An 18915-nucleotide genomic window follows, 5' to 3' on the forward strand; every position below is an offset into this window, starting at 1 on the left:
CCGCTGGCCGCAGACCCAAGAAGGCGCCGCTGCATAGGGGAGACAAACAACAAAAGAGATCCGCGCCAGCGCGGAGACTGTCGCCCCTCACCGGGACGATGACTGAGGCGAACCCGCGCTCTTGGATGCCAGGCCGAAACATCGGCAAGGGCGCTTTATACCTTGGGAGGCCAAAGTCAAAGGGTCCTATCATGAAGCGCTCCACAGACCCTGCTGGCAGCGACTTCGAAGACAACCGTGGACCTGGTGAGGAGGCAACAGGGCTTGGGACTTGACTGTGAGGCCGGAATTAGACAACCAACCTGAATAGATAGAAACCCATCTGATGGCGCTGGTCCGGCCCGCCGGACTGCGTTGCGCCGCTTGAACGGCCAAAAAGGCCGTGCTGCGCAACGCGCCTTGCCGGCCAATCCGGACCAGCGCCATCAGATGGGTTTCTATCTATTCAGGTTGGTATAAGAGCAGGCTGGGGGGCTTTGGCGCCTCAGCCGGCCGTGTCGTTTGAGAGCGGTGGCTGGAACTGCCAGCCCATGTCCCAGGGAAAATAGATCCAGGTGTCCTGGGAGACTTCGGTGATGAACGTGTCGACCATCGGAACGCCGACCGGCTTGGCATAGACGGTTGCGAAATGCGCCTTGGGCAGCATTTCGCGCACGACCTTCATGGTTTTGCCGGTGTCGACCAGATCATCAATCACCAGGACGCCGCTGCCGTCTCCGTCTTCCAGATCGACCACTTTCGGGTCTATCGGCTTGATGACCTTCAACTGGCCCTGATTTTCATAATCATGATAGGAGGCGATGCACACGGTTTCGATGGTGCGGATGCCCAGTTCCCGGGCCACGATACCGGCTGGAACCAGTCCGCCTCTGGTGATGCAGACGATGGCTTTCCATTCGCCTTCACTGGACAAGCGCCAGGCCAGGGCACGGGAGTCGCGGTGAAACATGTCCCAGGATACGGGGAACGCTTTGTTTTGTGCGGGATTTTCCATTTTTGTCTCGCTTTTAAGATCCCAGTAGCTCTGCAACGGCTGCAGCCACATCCTGCGCTGTGGCCTTCAATTCGGCTGCGTCGCGGCACCGGATAACAATTTGTGTCGTGAATTTTCCATCGGTTGCATTCGGATAGGACCCGATGAGTGTGTCCGGATGCGCGTCCTGAATGGCGGCCAGTCTGTCGGCAATCCGGCTTTCCGGCAGTTCCGCCGGTACGGTTTCGGAGAGCATTTTCCGGCCCGTTTTCAGCGTCGGCGCGATGGCGTCCATCATGGCCTGCATGATGGAGGGCACACCGGCCATGACATGCACATTGTCAATCCGGAACCCGGGCGCCTTGGAGACCTTGTTCTCGATCAGGTCCGCGCCTTCGGGAATACGCGCCATACGCTGACGGGCCGGTGTGAACTGTCCCGGAGCATAATGCTGTTCCAGGATTGCAACGGCACGCGGGTCCAGATTAAGCGGTACCTGAAAGGCTGCCGCGATGCTCTCGGCTGTGATGTCATCATGGGTGGGGCCGATCCCGCCGGAGGTGAAGACATAGTCATAGCGGGTGCGCAAGGTGTTGACCGCTGCCACGATGTCGTCCTGATCGTCCGCAACCACCCGGACTTCCTTCAGGTCGATCCCAAGCGCGGTTAGATAATCGGCGGCAAAGCCGACATTCTTGTCCTTGGTCCGGCCGGACAGGATTTCATCGCCGATGACCAGAAACGCAGCGGTTACAACGTCATCTGCCTTCTGTCCGGTCATCGTAGCGCTCCTTGAAAACGGGATGGGGATTGGCTTTATCCCAGCTTTCCGTTCAGCTCAAGCAAAAGAGGGCTCACGCGCCAGGCGTCCAGCCATAAATGTCGTCAAAGCGGGCGGCCAGCTGCTCAGGCGATGACAGGCGCAAGACCGTGTCCCGGGCAAAGGCCATTGGGCCCGAATAATGGAAGACCTTCGCGTTGCGGTGCGAGATCCCCTGCACAAAGCTGGCCCTTGGTTTGCGCTCGCGTTCATAGGCTCTGAGCGCGGAGGAAATGTTGCTGACGTTCCTGGGCAGGTGGCGGGCCAGAATGGCGGCATCTTCAATCGCCATGGCCGCGCCCTGAGCCATGAAGGGCAGCATCGCGTGGGCAGCATCGCCCAGAAGGGCCACATGCCCGTGGGACCAGGGGCCCGAGGCGTCCACGCCGCACAGTGCCCATTTCAGCCACCGGTCCGGCGTGTTCAGAAGGTTCCGGACAGCGGCAGGCCAGGCGCGGAAGCTTTTCAAGAGGTCTTCCTTATCCGCCTCAGCGGACCATGTCTCCTCGGCCCAGTCTTCCCTGGCCAGCGCGACAATGTTAAACGCCTGGCCGCCCTTAATCGGGTAATGCACAAGATGGCTGTCCCTGTGCAGCCAGAGGCCGCTGTCCCCATGGAACATCTTGTCCACCTGATCGATGGGCACGGTTGCCCGGTAGGCGGCCAGACCGCTGAAGCGGGCATTGGTGTGTCCGGGGATCTGGCGTCTTGTCTTTGACCAGACCCCATCGGCCCCGATGAGCGCCTTTGCCGGCTGTGTCCGTGTGTCTTTACCCTGCCGGTAGACGCAGACCAGATCGTCATAGGGCGAGGCGGTCAGGTCCTGAACCTCACTTGCCAGCCGGATGCTGATCCTCTCGGTCTCAAGGGCCGTTTCAAGCAATTCCCTTTGCAGATCCGCCCGGTGGATGACCCAGAACGGGTACCCGTGCCGCTCCCTGATATAAGAGCCGAACGCCACCCGGGCGAGTTTCCCTCCCGTATGGCCAGACCAGATCTGCAGATTGTCCGGCGCATAGGCGTGGGGTTCCAGCCTGTCCAGCACGCCGAGCTCCGCCAAAATGGCGCAGGCATTGGGAGAGAGCTGAAGCCCTGCGCCGACTTCCGAGATCTCGTTAGCACGTTCCAAAAGCAGGATTTCATGTCCCTCATGCGCCAGGGCGAGGGCTGCGGTCAAGCCGCCAATACCGCCCCCGGCAATGACGATGGGGCGGTCGGTCTCAGTGTGGTCAGCCATGAAAGGGCTCTTGCGGGAAGGCTTTTGGGGAGGTCCGGCGTCAGGCTCAAGCCGCTTCCGGGGTCCAGGCGCAATCGTCCGGCGACGATTCCGTGGCCTTCAGGGTTGAGTCGAACTTGTAGAGGGTGGAGCAATACGGGCAGACGATCTCATTTTCCGTCCCCATGTCCAGAAAGATATGCGGATGATCGAACGGAGGCCGTGCGCCGATGCACATGAATTCCCGCGCGCCGACCGCGACAGAATCGTGTCCGCTCGTGTTTTGGAAATGCGGGACAACCTGATCCGCCATGGTCTCATACCTCTTTGAGCGAAGGAGAACGGGAAGGCTTTTGCGATAGCAAATTTCGCGCCTGTGATCCATGAGGAAATTGAGCCGCGCCGCCAAATACCCTGCGGTTCTCCGCCGCATGGGCGCCGGCGCTCAGGCTTTTCGGCTTTGCCAAGCCCGGCCAAACCTTTTACTGTGATACAGAACTTATATTCCCTTTACGTAAAGGTTATCTCCTTTCCATGCCATATGCAGATATTGAAGGCGTCAAAATCGCGTATCTCGACGAGGGGCAGGGCGATCCGGTCCTGCTCATTCACGGCTTCGCCTCCAACAAACAGGTCAATTGGGTCAATACCGGCTGGGTCGATCTTCTGGTCAAGGATGGCCGGCGCGTGATTGCACTGGACAATAGGGGGCATGGAGAGAGCCAGGCCTTTCATGACCCGGCCGCCTATGGAGCGCCGGTGATGGCCGAAGATGCACGCGGCTTGCTGGATCATCTGGAAATCGGAACGGCGGATGTCATGGGCTATTCCATGGGTGCCCGGATCTCCGCGTTTCTGACGCTGAACCACCCGGGCCGGGTGCGCAAGGCGGTCTATAGCGGGCTGGGCTATGGCATGATTTCAGGCGTGGGCGATCCAGAGCCGATTGCCGCAGCTCTGGAGGCCGAGCGGCTGCAGGATGTGACGGATCGCACCGGCCGGGCGTTCCGCGCGTTTGCCGAGCAGACCGGCTCCGACCGGCTCGCGCTGGCCGCCTGTATGCGCTCCTCCCGCCAGAAAATCAGCGAAGAGGATGTGGCCCGGATCACGCGGCCGGTTCTGGTGGCGGTCGGCACCAAGGACGATATTGCCGGATCGCCTCAGAAATTGGCCGATCTGATCCCGGGGGCCGAAGTGCTCGACATTCCGGGCCGGGATCACATGGTTGCGGTGGGTGACAAGGTTCACAAACAGGGGGTCCTGGCGTTTTTGAACGCCTGAGGGTCAGCGGTTAAAAGGCCGGGGCGCCTGCCGCGTCCCGGTCCTGCGAAGGAGAGCCTGCGCAGGAGTTTTCGGGAGGGTGCATGGAGCCGAAACGGGTTAATTTTGAAGGGGCGGAACAGAACCGGCTGATTGCGGACCGGTATGGGCAGGGCACGCAGCCGGTGGTTTTGCTCCATGGCGGTGGCCAGACCCGCCATTCCTGGGAGATGGCCGCCCGCCGGATCGCAGCCCTCGGGCATCCCGTCTATGCCATCGACCAGCGCGGTCATGGGGAAAGCAGTTGGGTGCCGTCCGGCAATTACGGGTTTGAAGCCTTTGCGGCGGATCTGTGCGCCGTCACCCGGCAAGTGGTTGCGCTTCACCGGGCAAAGCCGGTTGTTGTCGGTGCGTCTCTTGGCGGGTTTGCCGGGATGCTGGCGGAAGGGCGCCATCAGCCCGGTGGCTTTGCCGCTCTGGTCCTGGTGGACATAACCCCCCGTGTCGACATGGGCGGGGTTGGCAAAATCATCGGCTTCATGGGCGACCGGGTGGAAGAGGGCTTTGCCGATGTGGAAGAGGCTGCCGACGCCATTTCCCGGTATCTGCCGGGCCGGGCCCGGCCAAAGGACCTGTCAGGCCTGACGAAAAACCTGCGTCTGCACGAGGATGGCCGCTACCGCTGGCATTGGGACCCGGCGTTTTTAAAGTCGCGCCAGCACCGGGAGCCGGCCGTTGCCGAGGCGGTGCAGCAAGACCTTCTGGCCGCTGCGGCCCGCCTTGCCCTGCCGGTGATGCTGATCAGGGGGCGGAATTCGGAACTTGTCTCCATGGACCATGTGGAGGAGTTTCTGAGCCTCGTTCCAACGGCGCAGTTCACCGATATTCAGGATGCCGGGCATATGGTTGCGGGAGACCGAAATGATGTGTTTGCGGACGCCGTCGAGACGTTTCTGGCTAGATTGCCTGCCGCTGCTGAAGGGGTCTAGAGCAAGGCGCGTTTCAGTCAATTTTCCTTTCGCTGCCTGTCATCAGAGCTTTCCGCGCAAAAGACACGCTGATTTGAAACCGGATCAGCGTGCCGCGATTTAATTCATTTAAACAATATCTTTTCTCTGATTTTTGAGAAGTAAGTTTAATCTCGGCGGTGGAGCAGCCTTCACTGGCCGGTGAAGACCGGGGGTCTTTTGTCCAGAAAGGCCCGGCAGCCCTCCCGATAGTCAGAGCTGTCAATGCATTGTGTGGCGGCCTCACGGTGCTGGCGGAGATCCTTTTCCGCTGCAGGCCCGCTCAGGTCGTTCACGCAGGCTTTGGCCGCGCGGATGGACAGGGGCGCGTTGGCGCTGATCGCGCCGCACAGGGACTGAAGACGGCTGGCAAGGGTGTCCGGCTCGCTGATCTCGTCAACCAGGCCCATCTGGATGGCTGCCTCAGCGGTGATCCGCCCGGCTGTGAACAAAAGGCGTTTGGCGGCTGAGGGCGACACGGTTTCAAGAAGATCGGACAAGGCTTCAGGCGGATAGGCCAGGCCCAGCCGTGCCGCCGGAATGCCGAAAACGGCCGTCCGTGATGCAAGGCGGATGTCGCAGGCCAGGGCGACGCCAAGCCCACCGCCCAGGCAGGGACCTTCAATGGCCGCAATCACCGGCATGGGCAGAGATTTCAGGGCGGCAAAGGCCTGCACATTGATCGCATCATAGGCCGCGGCTGCGTCCGGGGTTGCCCGGGTGTCCTCAAATTCGGCAATGTCGGCTCCGGCGCAAAAGCTCTCCCCGCCGGAGCCCCTGACCACGCAGACGCGGATCTGCGGATCTGCAGCGATCTGCGCAGCGAGGCCCGGAAGGCGCTTCCAGGCGGCCAGGGAAAGAGCGTTTTTCCGCTTCGGCGCGTTCAGGATCACTTCGGCAACGGGGCCGGTTTTCCTCAGAAGCGGATTGTCCTGGAGCATATCCGTGTCACCGGACTGGGGCATGGGGGAAAACTTTCGGCTGGTATTAACGTTTCAGCTTTCATAACAGGCCTTCATATCTGATATCAGCAAGTTTTATTTGGGAATGTAAGGCGGTCGTCCTATTTTAGGGAAACGTTTTGACGGCTTGAAAAGGAGACAGGCCATGTCGGCACCGAAGACACAACCCGGTGTGGAGCGCGTTCCGACCCATGATCCGGTCTGGACCAAGCTGCGCGAGGAAGCACAGCAGATGGTGACACAGGAACCGGCACTGTCGTCCTTTGTCTATGAGACCGTTCTCAACCACGACAGTCTGGAAGAGGCGGTGCTGCACAGGCTGGGCGACCGGCTCGGCCGGGATGTCGTCTCGGCCTCGCTGATCCGGCAGACCTATCTTGAGGCTCTGGCCGACGAGCCGGAGCTGGCCAAGATCTTCCGGGTTGATATTGTGGCCGTCTATGATCGTGATCCGGCTTGCTTCCGTTACCTGGAGCCGGTGCTCTATTTCAAGGGATTTCATGGGCTTCAGACCCACCGGCTGGCCCATTGGCTGTGGCGCAAAGGGCGCAAGGATTTTGCCCTTTATCTGCAAAGCCGGGCCTCGGAAGTGTTCCAGATCGATATTCATCCGGCCGTTCCGGTCGGACGCGGCATTTTCATTGACCATGGCACCGGCATTGTTGTTGGCGGCACTGCCGTGATCGGGGATGATGTGTCGATCCTGCAGGGCGTCACGCTTGGCGGCACCGGCAAGGAAGACGGTGACCGGCATCCGAAGATCCGCCATGGTGTTCTGATCGGGGCGGGGGCGAAAGTGCTTGGTAATCTGGAGATCGGCCATTGCTCACGCATCGCCGCCGGTTCCGTTGTGCTGTCCGACGTTCCAGTCAATACCACCGTTGCCGGGGTTCCGGCTAAGATTGTCGGCAAAGCCGGGTGTTCGGAACCGGCCCGCAGCATGAACCAGTTGCTTGGTCAGGAGTGAGGCCTGACCGGCAAATATGTCTTTATTCGGTCAAACCGCGCGCTCCTGCGGCTTTTGCAGGGGCACTGAGGAAGCCGGGGAAAGCCTTCCGAAAGGGTTTTGGCATTTGGGGCTGGTCTTATAGGGTCCGCGCGACTAAATAGCAGACGGCATAGACAAGGAGAGCGCCGTGAACCCTGATGAAATCCGCAAGATCGAAGCTTACTTGCGTTCGAAATTCGAGCTGCAGAGCCTTCAGGTGCGCGCACGTCCGCGCAAGGATGATTCCGCTGAAGTCTATATCGGTGAAGAATTTATCGGTGTGATTTTCCGCGACGATGAGGACGAGGACCTGAGCTGGAATTTCCAGATGGCCATTCTGGAAATCGACCTCGACGACGTCTGAGCCTTAAGGACAGATTGAAAACGCGTCAGGCGGCTTCTTCCGAGGCCGCCTTTTTGCTGTGCGCTGGATTGTGGCTCAGTCAGCTTTTGCGGAACGAGGCGATCTTGTGCAGGACCGCCTTGTCGATGGTCCGCCATTCTGCAAGCAGGGCTTGGTCGAACCGGTATCGGAGTTCTAGCCCGGATGCCAGAACGATGGCCCTGTGGCAGAGTGTCTGTCTGCTGGTCCGGTCTTTCCGGCACCGGGCGATAAAGCCGTTATTGTGCGCAGGGTCATAGACAATCAGATCCCTGTTTCGGGCCCCCTTGCCGGACAGGCGCAGCATTTTCAGTCCGTTCGGTCCGCTCAAGACACCGCTGCGCGCCAGCCGCCGGTAAAACGGGTCGAGCCGTGCCCGCATGCTTTCCCGCCCGGGGCTGAATTCCAGCTCCACAACAACAGGCAGGGCGGCTTTGCCGGTGGCTTCTGCATCGCTGCCGGGGCCCGCAGGCATCAGATTGGGCCAGGTCATGGCGAGTGTTACTGCTGAGAAGGCGGCACGGTCCTGGAGGACCTTGGCCCTTTGGCGCTCAGTGGACAGATAAGCTGGCGGCAGTTCAAAGGCGGTGCGGCCCACGGTCAGCGAAACAGGCCCGTTTCGTTGGCTGGCGGCCGCATAGGCCTGCCAGGAGCTGTTCCAGTGGCTGGTGCGCTCGGCGATATGGGCCGCGCCCAATGCCAGCATGGCCAGGGACAGGATCGTGAACCGGCGGGTGTTGATACTGGTGGTTGGCAGGGACAGGGGGATCATGGCGTCCCCTTCTGCAGCGCAAATGCGCAGAATTGGGACCCGCTGTGCCGAAACGGGACACGTGTTCCGTTCAAGGAGACCCATGAAGACAGCAAATCTGGCGCGAATCTTAAGTTTTTGCCCATTAGCCCATCCGGCACAGTCTTTGCGTAGGACTGTTTAAAGATTGTTAATCACTTTCTCAGTGTGATCGTTAATAAGAGGTTAACAGCCGTGATCTTCGATCTACTTCTCGTTGGATATATTGCGAGCGCAGGCTTCGTTGCCGCAGGCGTTCTTGGCAGCCTTTACCAGCTTGTCACCAAGCAGCCTCCGAAATTTTCCTTTTCAGGAGAAAACCTTCTGGCGTTTCTGGCCGAAATATTCCTGTGCGTGTTTGCCGGGCCGTTCATCATCATGCGCAATGCTATCCGGGGGCGCCGGATCGAAGGGCGCCCGCTGGGCTGGCTGGTTGCTTCGTCCACGATCGCGGGCATGTGGAGCATGTGTTCCGGCATTCTGGTGATGAATGTCGCTCTGGTTGTTGCCGGATATTCCTGACAGGCACGAGCGTTTTCAGGTCTTTAAGGGGGCGTTGCCGGTGGCCTTGGCGGGCAGTGCACCCGCTTTCGTCTGTCAGAACCAAACGAGCGTTTCACCGGGCGGACGGAATGGGTCATCATGGAAGGCAGAATCAAGTCTCCTTGCCATGAGGGATCTCCATGCCGATTTTTTCGCTTGAAGGCCGCAAGGCCGTTTTTCCAGACAGCGGTGCTTTCTGGGTCGCTCCGACTGCCACTTTGATCGGAGATGTCCGGTTGGAAGAAGAGGCAAGTGTCTGGTTCGGAGCGGTTTTGAGAGGGGACAATGAGCCCCTGATCATCGGCGCCCGTTCAAATGTCCAGGATGGCTGCGTCTTTCACACGGATATGGGGTTCCCGCTGACCATCGGGGCTGATTGCACCATCGGGCACAAGGCGATTTTGCACGGCTGCACCATCAAGGCGAATTCCCTGATCGGCATGGGGGCGACGGTGTTGAATGGGGCGGTGATCGGCTCAAACTGCATCATCGGGGCGAACGCCCTTATTCCTGAGGGCAAGGCTATTCCGGACAATTCCCTTGTGGTTGGTGTGCCTGGCAAGGTTGTGCGCAGCCTGCCGCCGGAATCGGCCGAAACGATCCGCAAGTCCGCTGAAGGATATGTGCGCAATTGGCACCGCTACGCTGCTGGGCTGGCAGAGGGTGGCCCGGCTTGAAGGCAGGTCTTCAAAGCTGCCCACCGGAACAGCTCACAGTTCGGGAAAAGTCGGGAACCGGCCCATGCGGGGGGCAGGACCGGTTCCCTGGATCCGGCCGTGGTAGGGATGGGGAGGGTGGGGACGCGACCGGATCGTCCTGACGGCCCCCGAAGGGACCGATCCCTATCCTAGTGGGACACGCTGCTGACAGTTGTAACGCGCGTGTCGGAAATCCCCGTCCACTTGACGGGAGAGGTGGCGGACTGGCGTTTGATGTAGCGGTACGGGGTGGAGTACCAGGGCAGGACCGCCTGAATCTGATTGTCCAGGATCATGTCGCCGAGATCCGTACGGACCGTCAGGACAGCATGGCCGGAATTTTGAACATCCTTGGCAACGGTGATCAAAAGGGCGCTGCGCGGCCAGCCTGCTTCCATCAGGACACGCTGCTTTTCAAGGACATATTCTTCGCAATCGCCATAACCGTTGACCGGGTAGGTCCAGTGTTCGACCTTGCCGAAGAGATCATCGTCGGTCATCGGACGGATCCGCCGGTTCACTTCCGCGTTGATCGCGATCAACTGGTTCCAGCGGTCTTCGTTCAACTTCACCACCACCGGCTGATACTGGTCATGCGGACAGGCCCAGGCATAGTCGTGGCAGAATTGCTTGTAGCCGATCGGCGCTTTGACAGCTTTATTCATGTCCATGAACCGGCCGGTATCGGCCAAGGCGGACGCAGCTGTGAAAGTGCCGCTTATGGCGATAACTGATGCGAAGAGAAGCTTTTCAAGTAGTTTCATCGTAACGCCCTCCCCAAGGCTGAGGCTACGATGACGTATTGCTTTTTATTTCCTGAAAATCTTCGAAGTAAAAACCTATTTATACTTTAATATAATTCGATTTTTATTTTAGTAAAATGAAATTCTCTTTTTAGGAAATCTTGAATCGAATTTTCCTAAAATTTTATCGATCCTCTGGAAGGTGTTGAGATCATTGCTGAAATGGTTGGTTTGGGGCGCTTTTACAGGTGGCCGCGCAGAGGCCGCTCGGTGGTTTGGGGGGGGAAAATCACGTGGTCTTTGCCGGATTCAAGGGGCAAGAAAAATGCAAGATCAGGCAAAAAAAGAATGGGAATGGGGTGTCTTGAGAAGACTGCGGGAGCGGGCCCCGCTCTCAGGCCGAAACCCGTTGCCGGACGCCATTGTGTCTTTTGACAGAGGTGCTGTTGCTTTCTTTCCTGGCAGCTTTCTGAAGGGGATGCCGGAAGAAGCGTGGCTCAGGCATGGCCGCGTTTAACCGCTCAGGGGCGGGGTCCTGGTGGCTGACTGGAATGGGAAAGAAAGGCGTGATGTCAGGGAGCTGAGATATGCGCCTCGAGCAGCTCGCGGTTCTGGACTGCGGCAAACTCGACCGCGATCCCTCCTTCGATGCGGCGGATCACACGAGCCTGCATCTTGCCGAGCGTGATTGGGGCGCCCATCTCCGGGATGATGTCGGTTGCAAGCGCGGCGCCAGACAGGGACACGTCGATAATGCGGCAGACATGTTCCGACCCGTCGGGCAGAACCATCCGGGTCATCGGGTTCTTCGGCACAAAACGGTCGTGGCGGCGGTCTTCAGGAAGGTTCAGCTCATCCCGGTTGGCAAGCCAGGTCAGTACATTGGCGATTTTGTCCCGCTTGCGCGCGGTGTTGCGAAGCTCCACCGCAAAGCCGCCGTCAATCGCGCGGGAGATGCGGCCTTCCACACGGCTGAGGTGGTCCAGATAAGCAACCACACGTTCACCGACCCGGCCCTCGACGGGCGTGATCATGGCCATGCCGCCCGGGGACATGTCGATCACCTGGCAGGGATATTCCCTCCGGTCTTCCAGCATGAAGCGGCCCAGTATATCCACCTGAACACGCTGGTGTTTCCGGCGGTCCGTGACTTGAAGCGGCTTGCTTCCTTCTGGTGCTGTTGCCAATCCGGCGTCCATGCCTGCTCTATCCAAACAGTGTGTCTCGCACCACCCCTGGCCGAAACCGAATCCCTAACATCTGCGTCCACTCTAGGGAGCTGGGGTTAACGATGTGTAAGAATAGCTGTGCAGAAAAGATCTTTCTGCCACAAAAAAACAGTTTGCACTTTATTGAGGCACAGAAACAGCCAGCATGGCCGGCCCGTTCTACAAAGTGGAACGGCAGAAACGGGATGCTTTGTTTGACGGAAGAAGTTTCACACCGATGAATTTATTACGCGAAAACAAACTCCTAAAGAAAAAAGACCCGGGCGGACCCGGGTCTTTTGTGTGAAGCAAAACGGAGACTTTCAGCGGTGGTCCAGGCTGCTGGTTCAGGCCTTGCCGCCGCTATAGACGGTCAGGTGGCCGACCTTGCGCTCCGCCCCCTGGGGCAGCGGCGGGGTCGGCATGGCCATGCCTTCCGCAGTGTAGCGGGGCAGAACAGGGTTAACCGCTACGCCTGTGTCGGCAAATGCGGGCCGCTCGTCCGGCCAGACCAGACGCAGGCTGGTAATGGACTGGTTCAGGATGGGATGGAGCCCTAGCCAATAGGGTTTGTCCATGGGGGTGCAGCAGCCGAGAATCCGGATGCGGCCTTCGCCCGGCACGTTCAACGGGACCAGAAGCATTTCCATGGGCAGAAGCTGGCCCCGCTCGGTATGGCCGTTCACACCGATCACAGCGGCGGCCGCATCTTCGGAAATGGCAGCGATCAGGCTTTCCAGCGCTTCCCGGTCTTTGGTGCTCCAGCCGCGCAAAAAATTGCGCCCTTTCAGTTCCCGGCAATGGGCCGAGCAGAGCCGCGTGCCGGCCAGGCGGTAGCGGACATCCTGCGGCCCGTTGGTCTCCAGAATGAACGTGTCGCCCAGGAGACCCCGGATTTCGCCGGGGTCAACTTCACTGCGGTTGGGGGCCGGGCGGGCACCGCGCAGGTTGTCCCAGTAAGAATAAAGAGTTTGCGTTACACCATGTTTCATCTTGCTTCGCCTCGTCGCCTTCAAGCGTCCCTTGTTCCGTCTCAAGACAGAAGCTGTATCAATTCGGGACGTTTATCCGTTTCAGCTTCTTTTTGTCCTTAGCTAAGCAGGGGGCGTGCCAACCCCTTGAAGTCACCGGCAGATTAATTTCTGCAGTTTGTTAGGGTTAACGAAAGGTGAGGCTTGTTTTGTTGCGCCTTGGCTGGCAGCTTAACATTCTGTTCACGATGTTTGGGTGGCGCGGGGGCGTCAAACCACTGGGCAGCAGAAGAAAAGGCTGAAACGCCTGATGTGCTGCCTTTTGAGCCCGGATATCACCGGAGGGGACCCGAGACGGACGTGTGGGGACGCGGCTGGAAACCGGGGGGCAAAAGGCGCCGGTATCGCTACGATACCGGCGTTTTTTTTTGGAGTATGACGAGTGTGTCCAGACCGACATCCCGGCCGCAGAGAGGGCCGATGATGCGTTCTTCGGTTGGGGGGGAGACAGCTTTCTCTTGTCTTTACGTTCCTGGCTCACCAGTTCTTTTACGAATTGCTCCTTAAAGTGTCCACGCGGGCTGTCTTCCGGCTGTCCACCCTTGTTTTGTCCGATAGCTGGCTTAGAAGAGGGGGACTGTCTGCCGGACCAGAGCGGTCCGGGAGGGGCTGGGAAAAGGCCGAGGGCTCATGAACGTCTATAAATTCGATGAAGAACGCAGCCGGCGTGAGCAGGCCGAAAAACAGCAGGCCCGCAAGCAAAGCGGTCCACCCGCCCTCAATCTGCCGGATGTCATCGTCTGGCTGGGCGGCGTGCTGATTGCCATTCACCTTGTCAGGACCTTCCTGTTGCCGGTGGCTTGGGACAATCAGATCCTGTTCCAGTTTGGCTTCTGGCCGGTGAAATACACGGTTTTCGGCAGTCTGCCCCTGTCTCAAATGGCGTCAAGCCTCTGGGCGTTCCTGACCTATTCGCTGCTTCATGGCGGGGCGGCCCACATTATTTTCAACCTGCTCTGGATGGCGATTTTCGGAAGTGCGGTGGCACGCCGGTTCGGGGCGGCCCGGTTTCTGGTTTTTTCGGCCCTGTGTTCGGTGGGCGGGGCCTTTGCCCATCTGGCCACCCATTGGGGGGAAACCACGCCGATGATCGGCGCGTCGGCGGCCATTTCCGGCCAGATGGCAGCCGCCATCCGCTTTGTCTTTGAGCTGGGAGGGCCGCTCGGTGCGTTCCGCCGGTCAGATCAGGGGGCGTATATGGTTCCCGCGCAGCCCCTTGCGGAATGTTTCCGCAATCAGCAGGTGCTTGTCTTTGTCGCGGTCTGGTTTGGTCTCAATCTCTTTTTCGGCCTGATGAGCGGGCCGGTTGCCGGTCAGCCGGCCAGTGTGGCCTGGCAGGCCCATATCGGCGGCTTTGTCGCAGGCCTCGCTCTGTTTCCCCTCCTGGACCCGGTGCCTCAGCGCAGGCCCTGAGGCGCTGGTATACCAGAGACGCATGCAAGACGTGTTGGGCGGGGAGTTTGCGGCACCGGCTTTTAATGCCATGATGCGGCTTGCCCGCAGATGCGGGTTTCATGATGCCATGGGAGGAGTTGGTACATGACCGTTGCAGCCATTTTGCATGGGAAGGGCCACGAGACGATCACAGCGCGCAGCGACACCGTTCTGAGCGATGTGTGCGAAACTTTGGCGAAATACAAGATCGGAGCTGTCGTGGTGTGTTCACCCGACAGAGCCATTGAAGGGATCGTGTCGGAGCGGGATATTGTCCGGGCGATCGGCACCCAGGGGCCGTCTTCCCTGCAACTGCCTGTCTCCAGCGTAATGACGCGGGAGGTGGTCACCTGCAGCGAGACTAACAGTGTCAATGAAGTCATGGCGCGCATGACCCAGGGGCGCTTCCGTCACATGCCGGTGGTGATGGATGACAAGCTGGTCGGGGTCATCTCCATCGGCGATGTGGTGAAACACAAGATCGCCCAGGTCGAACTGGAAGCCGAGCAGATGCGAAATTACATCTCCATGACCTGAGACTCCATGACCTGAGACTTGGACACTTCAGAAATTTTTCTCACGCGCAGGGGCGCTGCCGGGTCCGGCCCTTGGGGCTTTATTGTCCGTAGACCTCAACCGGGTCATAGACTTTTTCCGCTTCGACCCTTTCCAGACGGACGGGGCCGCCGTCCGTGCTGACGACTTTGCGGAAAAAACAGGACCGGTAGCCCACATGGCAGGTGGCGCCGTTTCCGGACACCGAAACTTTCAGGACAATGGCGTCCTGATCGCAATCGGTCAGGATTTCATGCACGGTCTGAACCTGTCCGGAAGTCTCGCCCTTTTTCCAGAAGCCCTTGCGCGAACGGCTCCAGTACCAGGCTTCCCCGGTCTCGATTGTCCGTTTCAAGGCTTCCTCATTCATGTAACCGACCATCAGGACCTCACCGGTGGCGTGATCGGTTACCACGGCCACAATCAATCCGTCCCGGTCATATTTCGGCATCAACAGAGCGCCGGTCTCAACCGCCGCCTTGTCGCCGCGTTCGGAAAGAAGGGGAGTGCACATGGAAAAAAGAGCCCTTGCCTTTGTGTTGGGAGGCAAGGGCGTGGTGTTAGTTGCCCTTGCCGCGCACCAGGGACATGAATTTGGCCTGCTCGGCCGGATCATCCTGGAAAACGCCGGTGAACTGGGTGGTGATCGTGGAGACCCCGGGTTTTTGTACGCCGCGCATGGTCATGCATTGATGCTCAGCTTCGATCATCACGGCAAGGCCGCGCGGCGCAAGCGTATCGTCAATGACCGAAGTGATCTGCGACGTCAAGTTTTCCTGGGTCTGCAACCGCTTGGCATAGATATCCACGACACGCGCAATTTTAGAAAGGCCCACGACCCCGTCTGCCGGATAGTAGGCCACATGCGCTTCGCCGATAAAGGGAAGCATATGATGTTCGCAATGGGAATGGAACGGAATGCCACGCACCAGAACTATATCCTGATAGCCGCCGACATCTTCAAAAGTGCGCTTCAAATGTTTGATTGGATCTTCAAAATATCCGCCATAAAGCTGGCTCAAGGCTTTGACGACCCGCTTTGGGGTCTCAACCAGACCTTCCCGGTCCGGATCATCTCCGGTCCAGGCAAGGAGGGTGCGAACGGCAGCTTCGGCTTCTTCTCGGCTGGGCCTGGTTAATTGATCCGGCGACTTTCTCTCGAACTTCTTTTCAACCGGATTCAGGACAGCATCCATCGGGAACCTCGCAAATTTACCCTTATCACTTGTCATACGGCGCCCGTGTGTGCACAGATCAAGAAGTCCCAGCGCGGAAGCTGGGGACCCTTAACATACTCCACACAAAAAGCGAACGCGCAGTTACGAGGCGAGTGGAACCGGTCTCCGGCCCCTTGGAACGGCCGGATAACGGCTGCGGCACTCTACCCCTTGCGAATTTGCCGTGGCGTCTGATCTATATATAAGAACGCAAAGCGCCATCAATGTGTCGCGCTTCAAAGGCTTTCACGAAGAGGCGAGAATGCTGGACGACATCTATAATGCAAAGATCCTGGAGCTCGCCGGGAACATTCCAAGGATCGGCCGCCTGGAACAGCCGGATGCCACGGCCAAGGCCCACTCGAAACTGTGCGGGTCCACGGTTCAGGTGGATCTGAGCCTGCGCGACGGGGTCGTGAGCGATTTTGCCCATGACGTGAAGGCCTGCGCTTTGGGACAGGCGTCTTCCTCCGTCATGGCCCGCAACGTAATTGGCGCGAGCCCGGACGAATTGCGGCAGGTGCGGGACACAATGCGCGCGATGCTGAAAGAGGGCGGCAGCCCGCCGGAGGGACGGTTCGCGGATTTGAAATATCTGGAGCCGGTACGCGATTATAAGGCGCGTCATGCATCGACGCTGCTCACCTTCGACGCTGTCGTCGACGCCCTGGAGCAGATCGAGGCCAAGGAAAAAGCAAAGGAGAAGGAGGGCGGTGCGGCTGCTTGATCTCTTCAGCCCGCCGGACCTGATGTTGCCCCATGTGTTCCCGCTGCCCGTCAAAGTCTGCCTCTGACAAACCTCTCTCCCTTCCCGGGCGGGGGGCTGTCGCCCTGATCTGGCTGTACCGGCATTCCCTCTCTCTGGTAATGGGCCGGGGCTGCCGCTATGCGCCGAGCTGCTCGGACTATACCGAACAAGCCATCCGCACCTTTGGTTTTTGGGCGGGCGGCTGGATCGGGCTGGCGCGGATCTTGAGATGCAACCCGTTTGGTGCTTCCGGTTTTGACCCGGTCCCGGACACGCTGCCGGAAGGGGCCCGCTGGTACAGGCCCTGGCGCTATGGCCGCTGGACAGGCCGGCACATTCCGGAAAAATTTCGCCTCGACGAGGCCGGTTAAGAGCTTTGGCCCCCTTTTCCGGGTTTTGGTTGACCTAAGGTAAATTGAGTGCGACGGTCCCTCGTTAGCCAGACGGCCGGGGAGGGGACATGGACGCGCACGCATTCCACTTCGTGATGATCAAGCCGACCCATTACGACGATGACGGCTATCCGATCCAATGGCTCAGATCCGCTATTCCGTCGAACACCCTGGCCAGTCTCAACGGGCTGGCGGAAGCGGCCCGGGCGCGCAAGGCGCTTGGGTCTGATGTCCGCGTTCACCTTCACACCTTTGACGAAACCAACAAACGTGTCCCGCCAGCCAGGATCGCGCGGGACATCCGGCGGCGTGGCGGCAAGGCTCTGATTGCGCTGGTCGGGGTGCAATCGAACCAGTTTCCCAGAGCAGCAGATCTCGCCCGCCAATTCCTGCGCGAGGGGCTGCCCACAGCCATGGGCGGGTTCCATGTGTCCGGTTGCATCTCCATGCTGGAGCAAATGCCTGAGGAGATGGTGGCGCTACAGGCCGAGGGCGTCAGCTATTTTGCCGGAGAAGCGGAAGACCGCCGGCTTGACCAGGTTTTCCGGGATGCTTGGGCCGATGACCTGAAACCACTCTACAATTTCATGGCAGATCTGCCGTCGCTGGAAGGGGAGCCGACTCCGATCCTGCCAACGCACCATATCCGGTTTACTGCAGGATCGCATTCCAGCTTTGATCTGGGGCGGGGCTGTCCGTTCCAATGTTCTTTCTGCACAATCATCAATGTGCAGGGGCGCAAGAGCCGGTTCCGCTCCGCAGACGATCTGGAGCAGATCATCCGGGACAACTACAGCCAGGGCATCAACCGGTTTTTCATTACGGACGACAACTTCGCCCGCAATCGGGAATGGGAACCCCTCTTTGACCGGCTGATTGCTCTGCGCGAAGGGGAAAAATTCGACATCAAATTCATCATTCAGGTGGATACGCTGTGCCACCGGATCGAAAATTTCATTGAAAAGGCCACCCGGGCCGGGGTGAACCGGGTGTTTATTGGCCTTGAAAACATCAATCCCGACAATCTCCTGGCGGCCAAGAAACGGCAGAACAAGATCACCGAGTACCGGGAGATGCTGCAGAAATGGCGGGCGCATGGGGCAACCACCTATGCGGGCTACATTATCGGCTTTCCGGGGGATACCAAGGAATCGGTCCTGCGCGACGTCGAAATCATCAAGTCAGAATTGCCCCTCGATCTCCTGGAATTCTTCTACCTGACCCCTTTGCCTGGTTCCGAGGACCACAAGGTCTTGCTGTCGAAAGGCGCCTGGATGGACCCGGACCTCAACAAATATGATCTCAACCATCGGGTTTCTCATCATCCAAAGATGAGCGATGCGGAATGGGAGGAAGCCTATCGGGAGGCCTGGGAGAGCTATTATTCGGAGGCTCATATCGAAACACTGCTGCGCCGGGCCGCCGCGCATAAGAAGGGCCGCCCTGGCAACAAGCTGTTCCTGATGATGTGGTTCAAGCTGATGGTCCAGCACGAAGGTGTCCATCCCCTGGAAGGTGGTTATTTCCGCCTGAAATTCAGGACAGACCGGCGCAGCGGCCTTCCGGTGGAAGGGGTCTTTGCCTTCTATTCAAGATATGTGCGCGAGATCGCCGCCAAACATTGGGCCTATCTGTCCGCGGCCTTTCGGGCCTACCGGATCTACCGGACCGTGAAAGCCTCTCCTGCGCGCTATGCCTATTCCGATCTTGCTATCAAGGAGATGGCCAAGGAGAGCGAGGACGCTCTTGCCATGATCCAGGAAACGCGCGGTGGGGTGGAAGCTGCTGCAAAGACCGCGCGGGATGCGTCCCTTGTCCGGGGTGCCAAGGACAGGGCGGCCGCGTCTTAAAACGATTCTATCCGGGTGCTGTGCCTGTCTCCTCAAAGGGAGAGGCCGCCACCGGGGCCGGGTGAGGGCTATAGGCGGTCGTTTGGCAAATTGGGCTG

Annotated in this window: 22 protein-coding genes; 11 read left to right on the forward strand and 11 right to left on the reverse strand. The window is 59.2% G+C overall.

Annotated features, from left to right (window positions below; genetic code table 11):
- Positions 1 to 484: 484 nt before the first annotated feature.
- The 4 genes from gpt to ACXAH0_RS02185 all read right to left on the reverse strand — a co-directional run bounded on the left by gpt (position 485) and on the right by ACXAH0_RS02185 (position 3322).
- A complete protein-coding gene (gene gpt, locus ACXAH0_RS02170) occupies positions 485 to 994 on the reverse strand; it encodes a xanthine phosphoribosyltransferase (RefSeq protein WP_475185254.1) in 510 nt (169 codons plus the stop codon).
- Between the two features lie 13 nt (positions 995 to 1007).
- The gene (locus tag ACXAH0_RS02175; RefSeq protein ID WP_475188763.1) at positions 1008 to 1754 is read right to left on the reverse strand and encodes a competence/damage-inducible protein A; all 747 of its coding nucleotides are present in this window, start codon (positions 1752 to 1754) and stop codon (positions 1008 to 1010) included.
- 73 nt (positions 1755 to 1827) lie between these two features.
- Entirely contained in the window at positions 1828 to 3030 is a 1203-nt protein-coding gene (locus tag ACXAH0_RS02180; RefSeq protein ID WP_475188764.1) for an FAD-dependent monooxygenase, read from the reverse strand.
- Positions 3031 to 3076: 46 nt separating this feature from the next.
- Entirely contained in the window at positions 3077 to 3322 is a 246-nt protein-coding gene (locus tag ACXAH0_RS02185) for a zinc-finger domain-containing protein (RefSeq protein WP_475185241.1), read from the reverse strand.
- Between the two features lie 221 nt (positions 3323 to 3543).
- Between ACXAH0_RS02185 and ACXAH0_RS02190 the strand changes: the two genes are divergently transcribed.
- Both ACXAH0_RS02190 and ACXAH0_RS02195 read left to right on the forward strand, forming a co-directional pair.
- Positions 3544 to 4290 carry an alpha/beta fold hydrolase gene (locus ACXAH0_RS02190; protein ID WP_475185237.1) on the forward strand — a complete coding sequence of 249 codons (747 nt, stop codon included), beginning with the start codon at positions 3544 to 3546 and terminating at the stop codon, positions 4288 to 4290.
- An 83-nt stretch (positions 4291 to 4373) separates the two neighbouring features.
- Positions 4374 to 5258, forward strand: coding sequence for an alpha/beta fold hydrolase (locus ACXAH0_RS02195; RefSeq protein ID WP_475185234.1), 885 nt, complete (start codon positions 4374 to 4376; stop codon positions 5256 to 5258).
- A 170-nt stretch (positions 5259 to 5428) separates the two neighbouring features.
- Here the strand turns inward: ACXAH0_RS02195 and ACXAH0_RS02200 are convergent, their stop codons facing one another.
- A complete protein-coding gene (locus tag ACXAH0_RS02200; RefSeq protein ID WP_475188766.1) occupies positions 5429 to 6241 on the reverse strand; it encodes an enoyl-CoA hydratase in 813 nt (270 codons plus the stop codon).
- A gap of 142 nt (positions 6242 to 6383) precedes the next feature.
- On the opposite strand from ACXAH0_RS02200, the gene cysE reads away from it, so the two are divergent.
- Together cysE and ACXAH0_RS02210 are read left to right on the forward strand one after the other, a co-directional pair.
- Positions 6384 to 7205 (forward strand): serine O-acetyltransferase, encoded by an 822-nt coding sequence (gene cysE / locus ACXAH0_RS02205; RefSeq protein ID WP_475185225.1) that lies wholly within the window; start codon positions 6384 to 6386, stop codon positions 7203 to 7205.
- 169 nt (positions 7206 to 7374) lie between these two features.
- Positions 7375 to 7590, forward strand: coding sequence for a DUF3126 family protein (locus ACXAH0_RS02210; RefSeq protein WP_475185223.1), 216 nt, complete (start codon positions 7375 to 7377; stop codon positions 7588 to 7590).
- Positions 7591 to 7669: 79 nt separating this feature from the next.
- On the opposite strand, the gene ACXAH0_RS02215 is transcribed toward ACXAH0_RS02210, so the two are convergent.
- Positions 7670 to 8380, reverse strand: coding sequence for a hypothetical protein (locus ACXAH0_RS02215; RefSeq protein WP_475185219.1), 711 nt, complete (start codon positions 8378 to 8380; stop codon positions 7670 to 7672).
- Positions 8381 to 8593: 213 nt separating this feature from the next.
- Between ACXAH0_RS02215 and ACXAH0_RS02220 the strand changes: the two genes are divergently transcribed.
- Entirely contained in the window at positions 8594 to 8920 is a 327-nt protein-coding gene (locus ACXAH0_RS02220; RefSeq protein WP_475188768.1) for a DUF6949 family protein, read from the forward strand.
- Positions 8921 to 9081: 161 nt separating this feature from the next.
- Complete coding sequence (locus tag ACXAH0_RS02225; protein WP_475185210.1) at positions 9082 to 9618, forward strand: gamma carbonic anhydrase family protein; 537 nt, start codon at positions 9082 to 9084, stop codon at positions 9616 to 9618.
- 170 nt (positions 9619 to 9788) lie between these two features.
- Here the strand turns inward: ACXAH0_RS02225 and ACXAH0_RS02230 are convergent, their stop codons facing one another.
- The 3 genes from ACXAH0_RS02230 to ACXAH0_RS02240 all read right to left on the reverse strand — a co-directional run bounded on the left by ACXAH0_RS02230 (position 9789) and on the right by ACXAH0_RS02240 (position 12582).
- The gene (locus tag ACXAH0_RS02230) at positions 9789 to 10403 is read right to left on the reverse strand and encodes a transglutaminase-like cysteine peptidase (protein ID WP_475185206.1); all 615 of its coding nucleotides are present in this window, start codon (positions 10401 to 10403) and stop codon (positions 9789 to 9791) included.
- Between the two features lie 551 nt (positions 10404 to 10954).
- On the reverse strand, positions 10955 to 11581 hold the full coding sequence (locus ACXAH0_RS02235) for a PilZ domain-containing protein (RefSeq protein WP_475185204.1): 627 nt from the start codon (positions 11579 to 11581) through the stop codon (positions 10955 to 10957).
- A gap of 356 nt (positions 11582 to 11937) precedes the next feature.
- Positions 11938 to 12582: a PAS domain-containing protein gene (locus ACXAH0_RS02240; RefSeq protein ID WP_475185199.1), complete on the reverse strand. Its 645-nt coding sequence runs from the start codon at positions 12580 to 12582 to the stop codon at positions 11938 to 11940.
- A gap of 669 nt (positions 12583 to 13251) precedes the next feature.
- Here ACXAH0_RS02240 and ACXAH0_RS02245 point away from each other — a divergent pair.
- Together ACXAH0_RS02245 and ACXAH0_RS02250 are read left to right on the forward strand one after the other, a co-directional pair.
- Positions 13252 to 14034 carry a rhomboid family intramembrane serine protease gene (locus ACXAH0_RS02245; protein ID WP_475185196.1) on the forward strand — a complete coding sequence of 261 codons (783 nt, stop codon included), beginning with the start codon at positions 13252 to 13254 and terminating at the stop codon, positions 14032 to 14034.
- Positions 14035 to 14160: 126 nt separating this feature from the next.
- Entirely contained in the window at positions 14161 to 14592 is a 432-nt protein-coding gene (locus ACXAH0_RS02250; protein ID WP_475185192.1) for a CBS domain-containing protein, read from the forward strand.
- Positions 14593 to 14671: 79 nt separating this feature from the next.
- Here ACXAH0_RS02250 and hisI read toward each other — a convergent pair whose 3' ends face one another.
- On the reverse strand, positions 14672 to 15124 hold the full coding sequence (hisI, locus tag ACXAH0_RS02255) for a phosphoribosyl-AMP cyclohydrolase (protein WP_475185188.1): 453 nt from the start codon (positions 15122 to 15124) through the stop codon (positions 14672 to 14674).
- Positions 15125 to 15170: 46 nt separating this feature from the next.
- On the reverse strand, positions 15171 to 15806 hold the full coding sequence (gene folE, locus ACXAH0_RS02260) for a GTP cyclohydrolase I FolE (protein ID WP_475185183.1): 636 nt from the start codon (positions 15804 to 15806) through the stop codon (positions 15171 to 15173).
- Between the two features lie 283 nt (positions 15807 to 16089).
- Between folE and ACXAH0_RS02265 the strand changes: the two genes are divergently transcribed.
- The 3 genes from ACXAH0_RS02265 (at position 16090) to ACXAH0_RS02275 (ending at position 18817) form a co-directional block, all read left to right on the forward strand.
- Positions 16090 to 16554 (forward strand): iron-sulfur cluster assembly scaffold protein, encoded by a 465-nt coding sequence (locus ACXAH0_RS02265; RefSeq protein WP_475185178.1) that lies wholly within the window; start codon positions 16090 to 16092, stop codon positions 16552 to 16554.
- Between the two features lie 32 nt (positions 16555 to 16586).
- On the forward strand, positions 16587 to 16946 hold the full coding sequence (gene yidD, locus ACXAH0_RS02270) for a membrane protein insertion efficiency factor YidD (protein ID WP_475185173.1): 360 nt from the start codon (positions 16587 to 16589) through the stop codon (positions 16944 to 16946).
- 89 nt (positions 16947 to 17035) lie between these two features.
- A complete protein-coding gene (locus tag ACXAH0_RS02275) occupies positions 17036 to 18817 on the forward strand; it encodes a B12-binding domain-containing radical SAM protein (RefSeq protein WP_475185170.1) in 1782 nt (593 codons plus the stop codon).
- Positions 18818 to 18915: the final 98 nt, after the last annotated feature.

Source organism: Roseibium sp. AWQ4_290, assembly GCF_056160985.1.

Coding starts and splice junctions, on each gene's coding strand:
- ACXAH0_RS02190 (WP_475185237.1), top strand. CDS start 3,544: ATGCCATATGCAGATATTGAAGGCGTCAAAATCGCGTATCTCGACGAG.
- ACXAH0_RS02200 (WP_475188766.1), bottom strand. CDS start 6,241: ATGCCCCAGTCCGGTGACACGGATATGCTCCAGGACAATCCGCTTCTG.
- folE (WP_475185183.1), bottom strand. CDS start 15,806: ATGGATGCTGTCCTGAATCCGGTTGAAAAGAAGTTCGAGAGAAAGTCG.
- ACXAH0_RS02240 (WP_475185199.1), bottom strand. CDS start 12,582: ATGAAACATGGTGTAACGCAAACTCTTTATTCTTACTGGGACAACCTG.
- ACXAH0_RS02235 (WP_475185204.1), bottom strand. CDS start 11,581: ATGGACGCCGGATTGGCAACAGCACCAGAAGGAAGCAAGCCGCTTCAA.
- ACXAH0_RS02265 (WP_475185178.1), top strand. CDS start 16,090: ATGCTGGACGACATCTATAATGCAAAGATCCTGGAGCTCGCCGGGAAC.
- gpt (WP_475185254.1), bottom strand. CDS start 994: ATGGAAAATCCCGCACAAAACAAAGCGTTCCCCGTATCCTGGGACATG.
- ACXAH0_RS02185 (WP_475185241.1), bottom strand. CDS start 3,322: ATGGCGGATCAGGTTGTCCCGCATTTCCAAAACACGAGCGGACACGAT.
- ACXAH0_RS02250 (WP_475185192.1), top strand. CDS start 14,161: ATGACCGTTGCAGCCATTTTGCATGGGAAGGGCCACGAGACGATCACA.
- ACXAH0_RS02275 (WP_475185170.1), top strand. CDS start 17,036: ATGGACGCGCACGCATTCCACTTCGTGATGATCAAGCCGACCCATTAC.
- ACXAH0_RS02195 (WP_475185234.1), top strand. CDS start 4,374: ATGGAGCCGAAACGGGTTAATTTTGAAGGGGCGGAACAGAACCGGCTG.
- yidD (WP_475185173.1), top strand. CDS start 16,587: ATGTGTTCCCGCTGCCCGTCAAAGTCTGCCTCTGACAAACCTCTCTCC.
- ACXAH0_RS02245 (WP_475185196.1), top strand. CDS start 13,252: ATGAACGTCTATAAATTCGATGAAGAACGCAGCCGGCGTGAGCAGGCC.
- ACXAH0_RS02215 (WP_475185219.1), bottom strand. CDS start 8,380: ATGATCCCCCTGTCCCTGCCAACCACCAGTATCAACACCCGCCGGTTC.
- ACXAH0_RS02180 (WP_475188764.1), bottom strand. CDS start 3,030: ATGGCTGACCACACTGAGACCGACCGCCCCATCGTCATTGCCGGGGGC.
- ACXAH0_RS02230 (WP_475185206.1), bottom strand. CDS start 10,403: ATGAAACTACTTGAAAAGCTTCTCTTCGCATCAGTTATCGCCATAAGC.
- ACXAH0_RS02175 (WP_475188763.1), bottom strand. CDS start 1,754: ATGACCGGACAGAAGGCAGATGACGTTGTAACCGCTGCGTTTCTGGTC.
- hisI (WP_475185188.1), bottom strand. CDS start 15,124: ATGTGCACTCCCCTTCTTTCCGAACGCGGCGACAAGGCGGCGGTTGAG.
- cysE (WP_475185225.1), top strand. CDS start 6,384: ATGTCGGCACCGAAGACACAACCCGGTGTGGAGCGCGTTCCGACCCAT.
- ACXAH0_RS02225 (WP_475185210.1), top strand. CDS start 9,082: ATGCCGATTTTTTCGCTTGAAGGCCGCAAGGCCGTTTTTCCAGACAGC.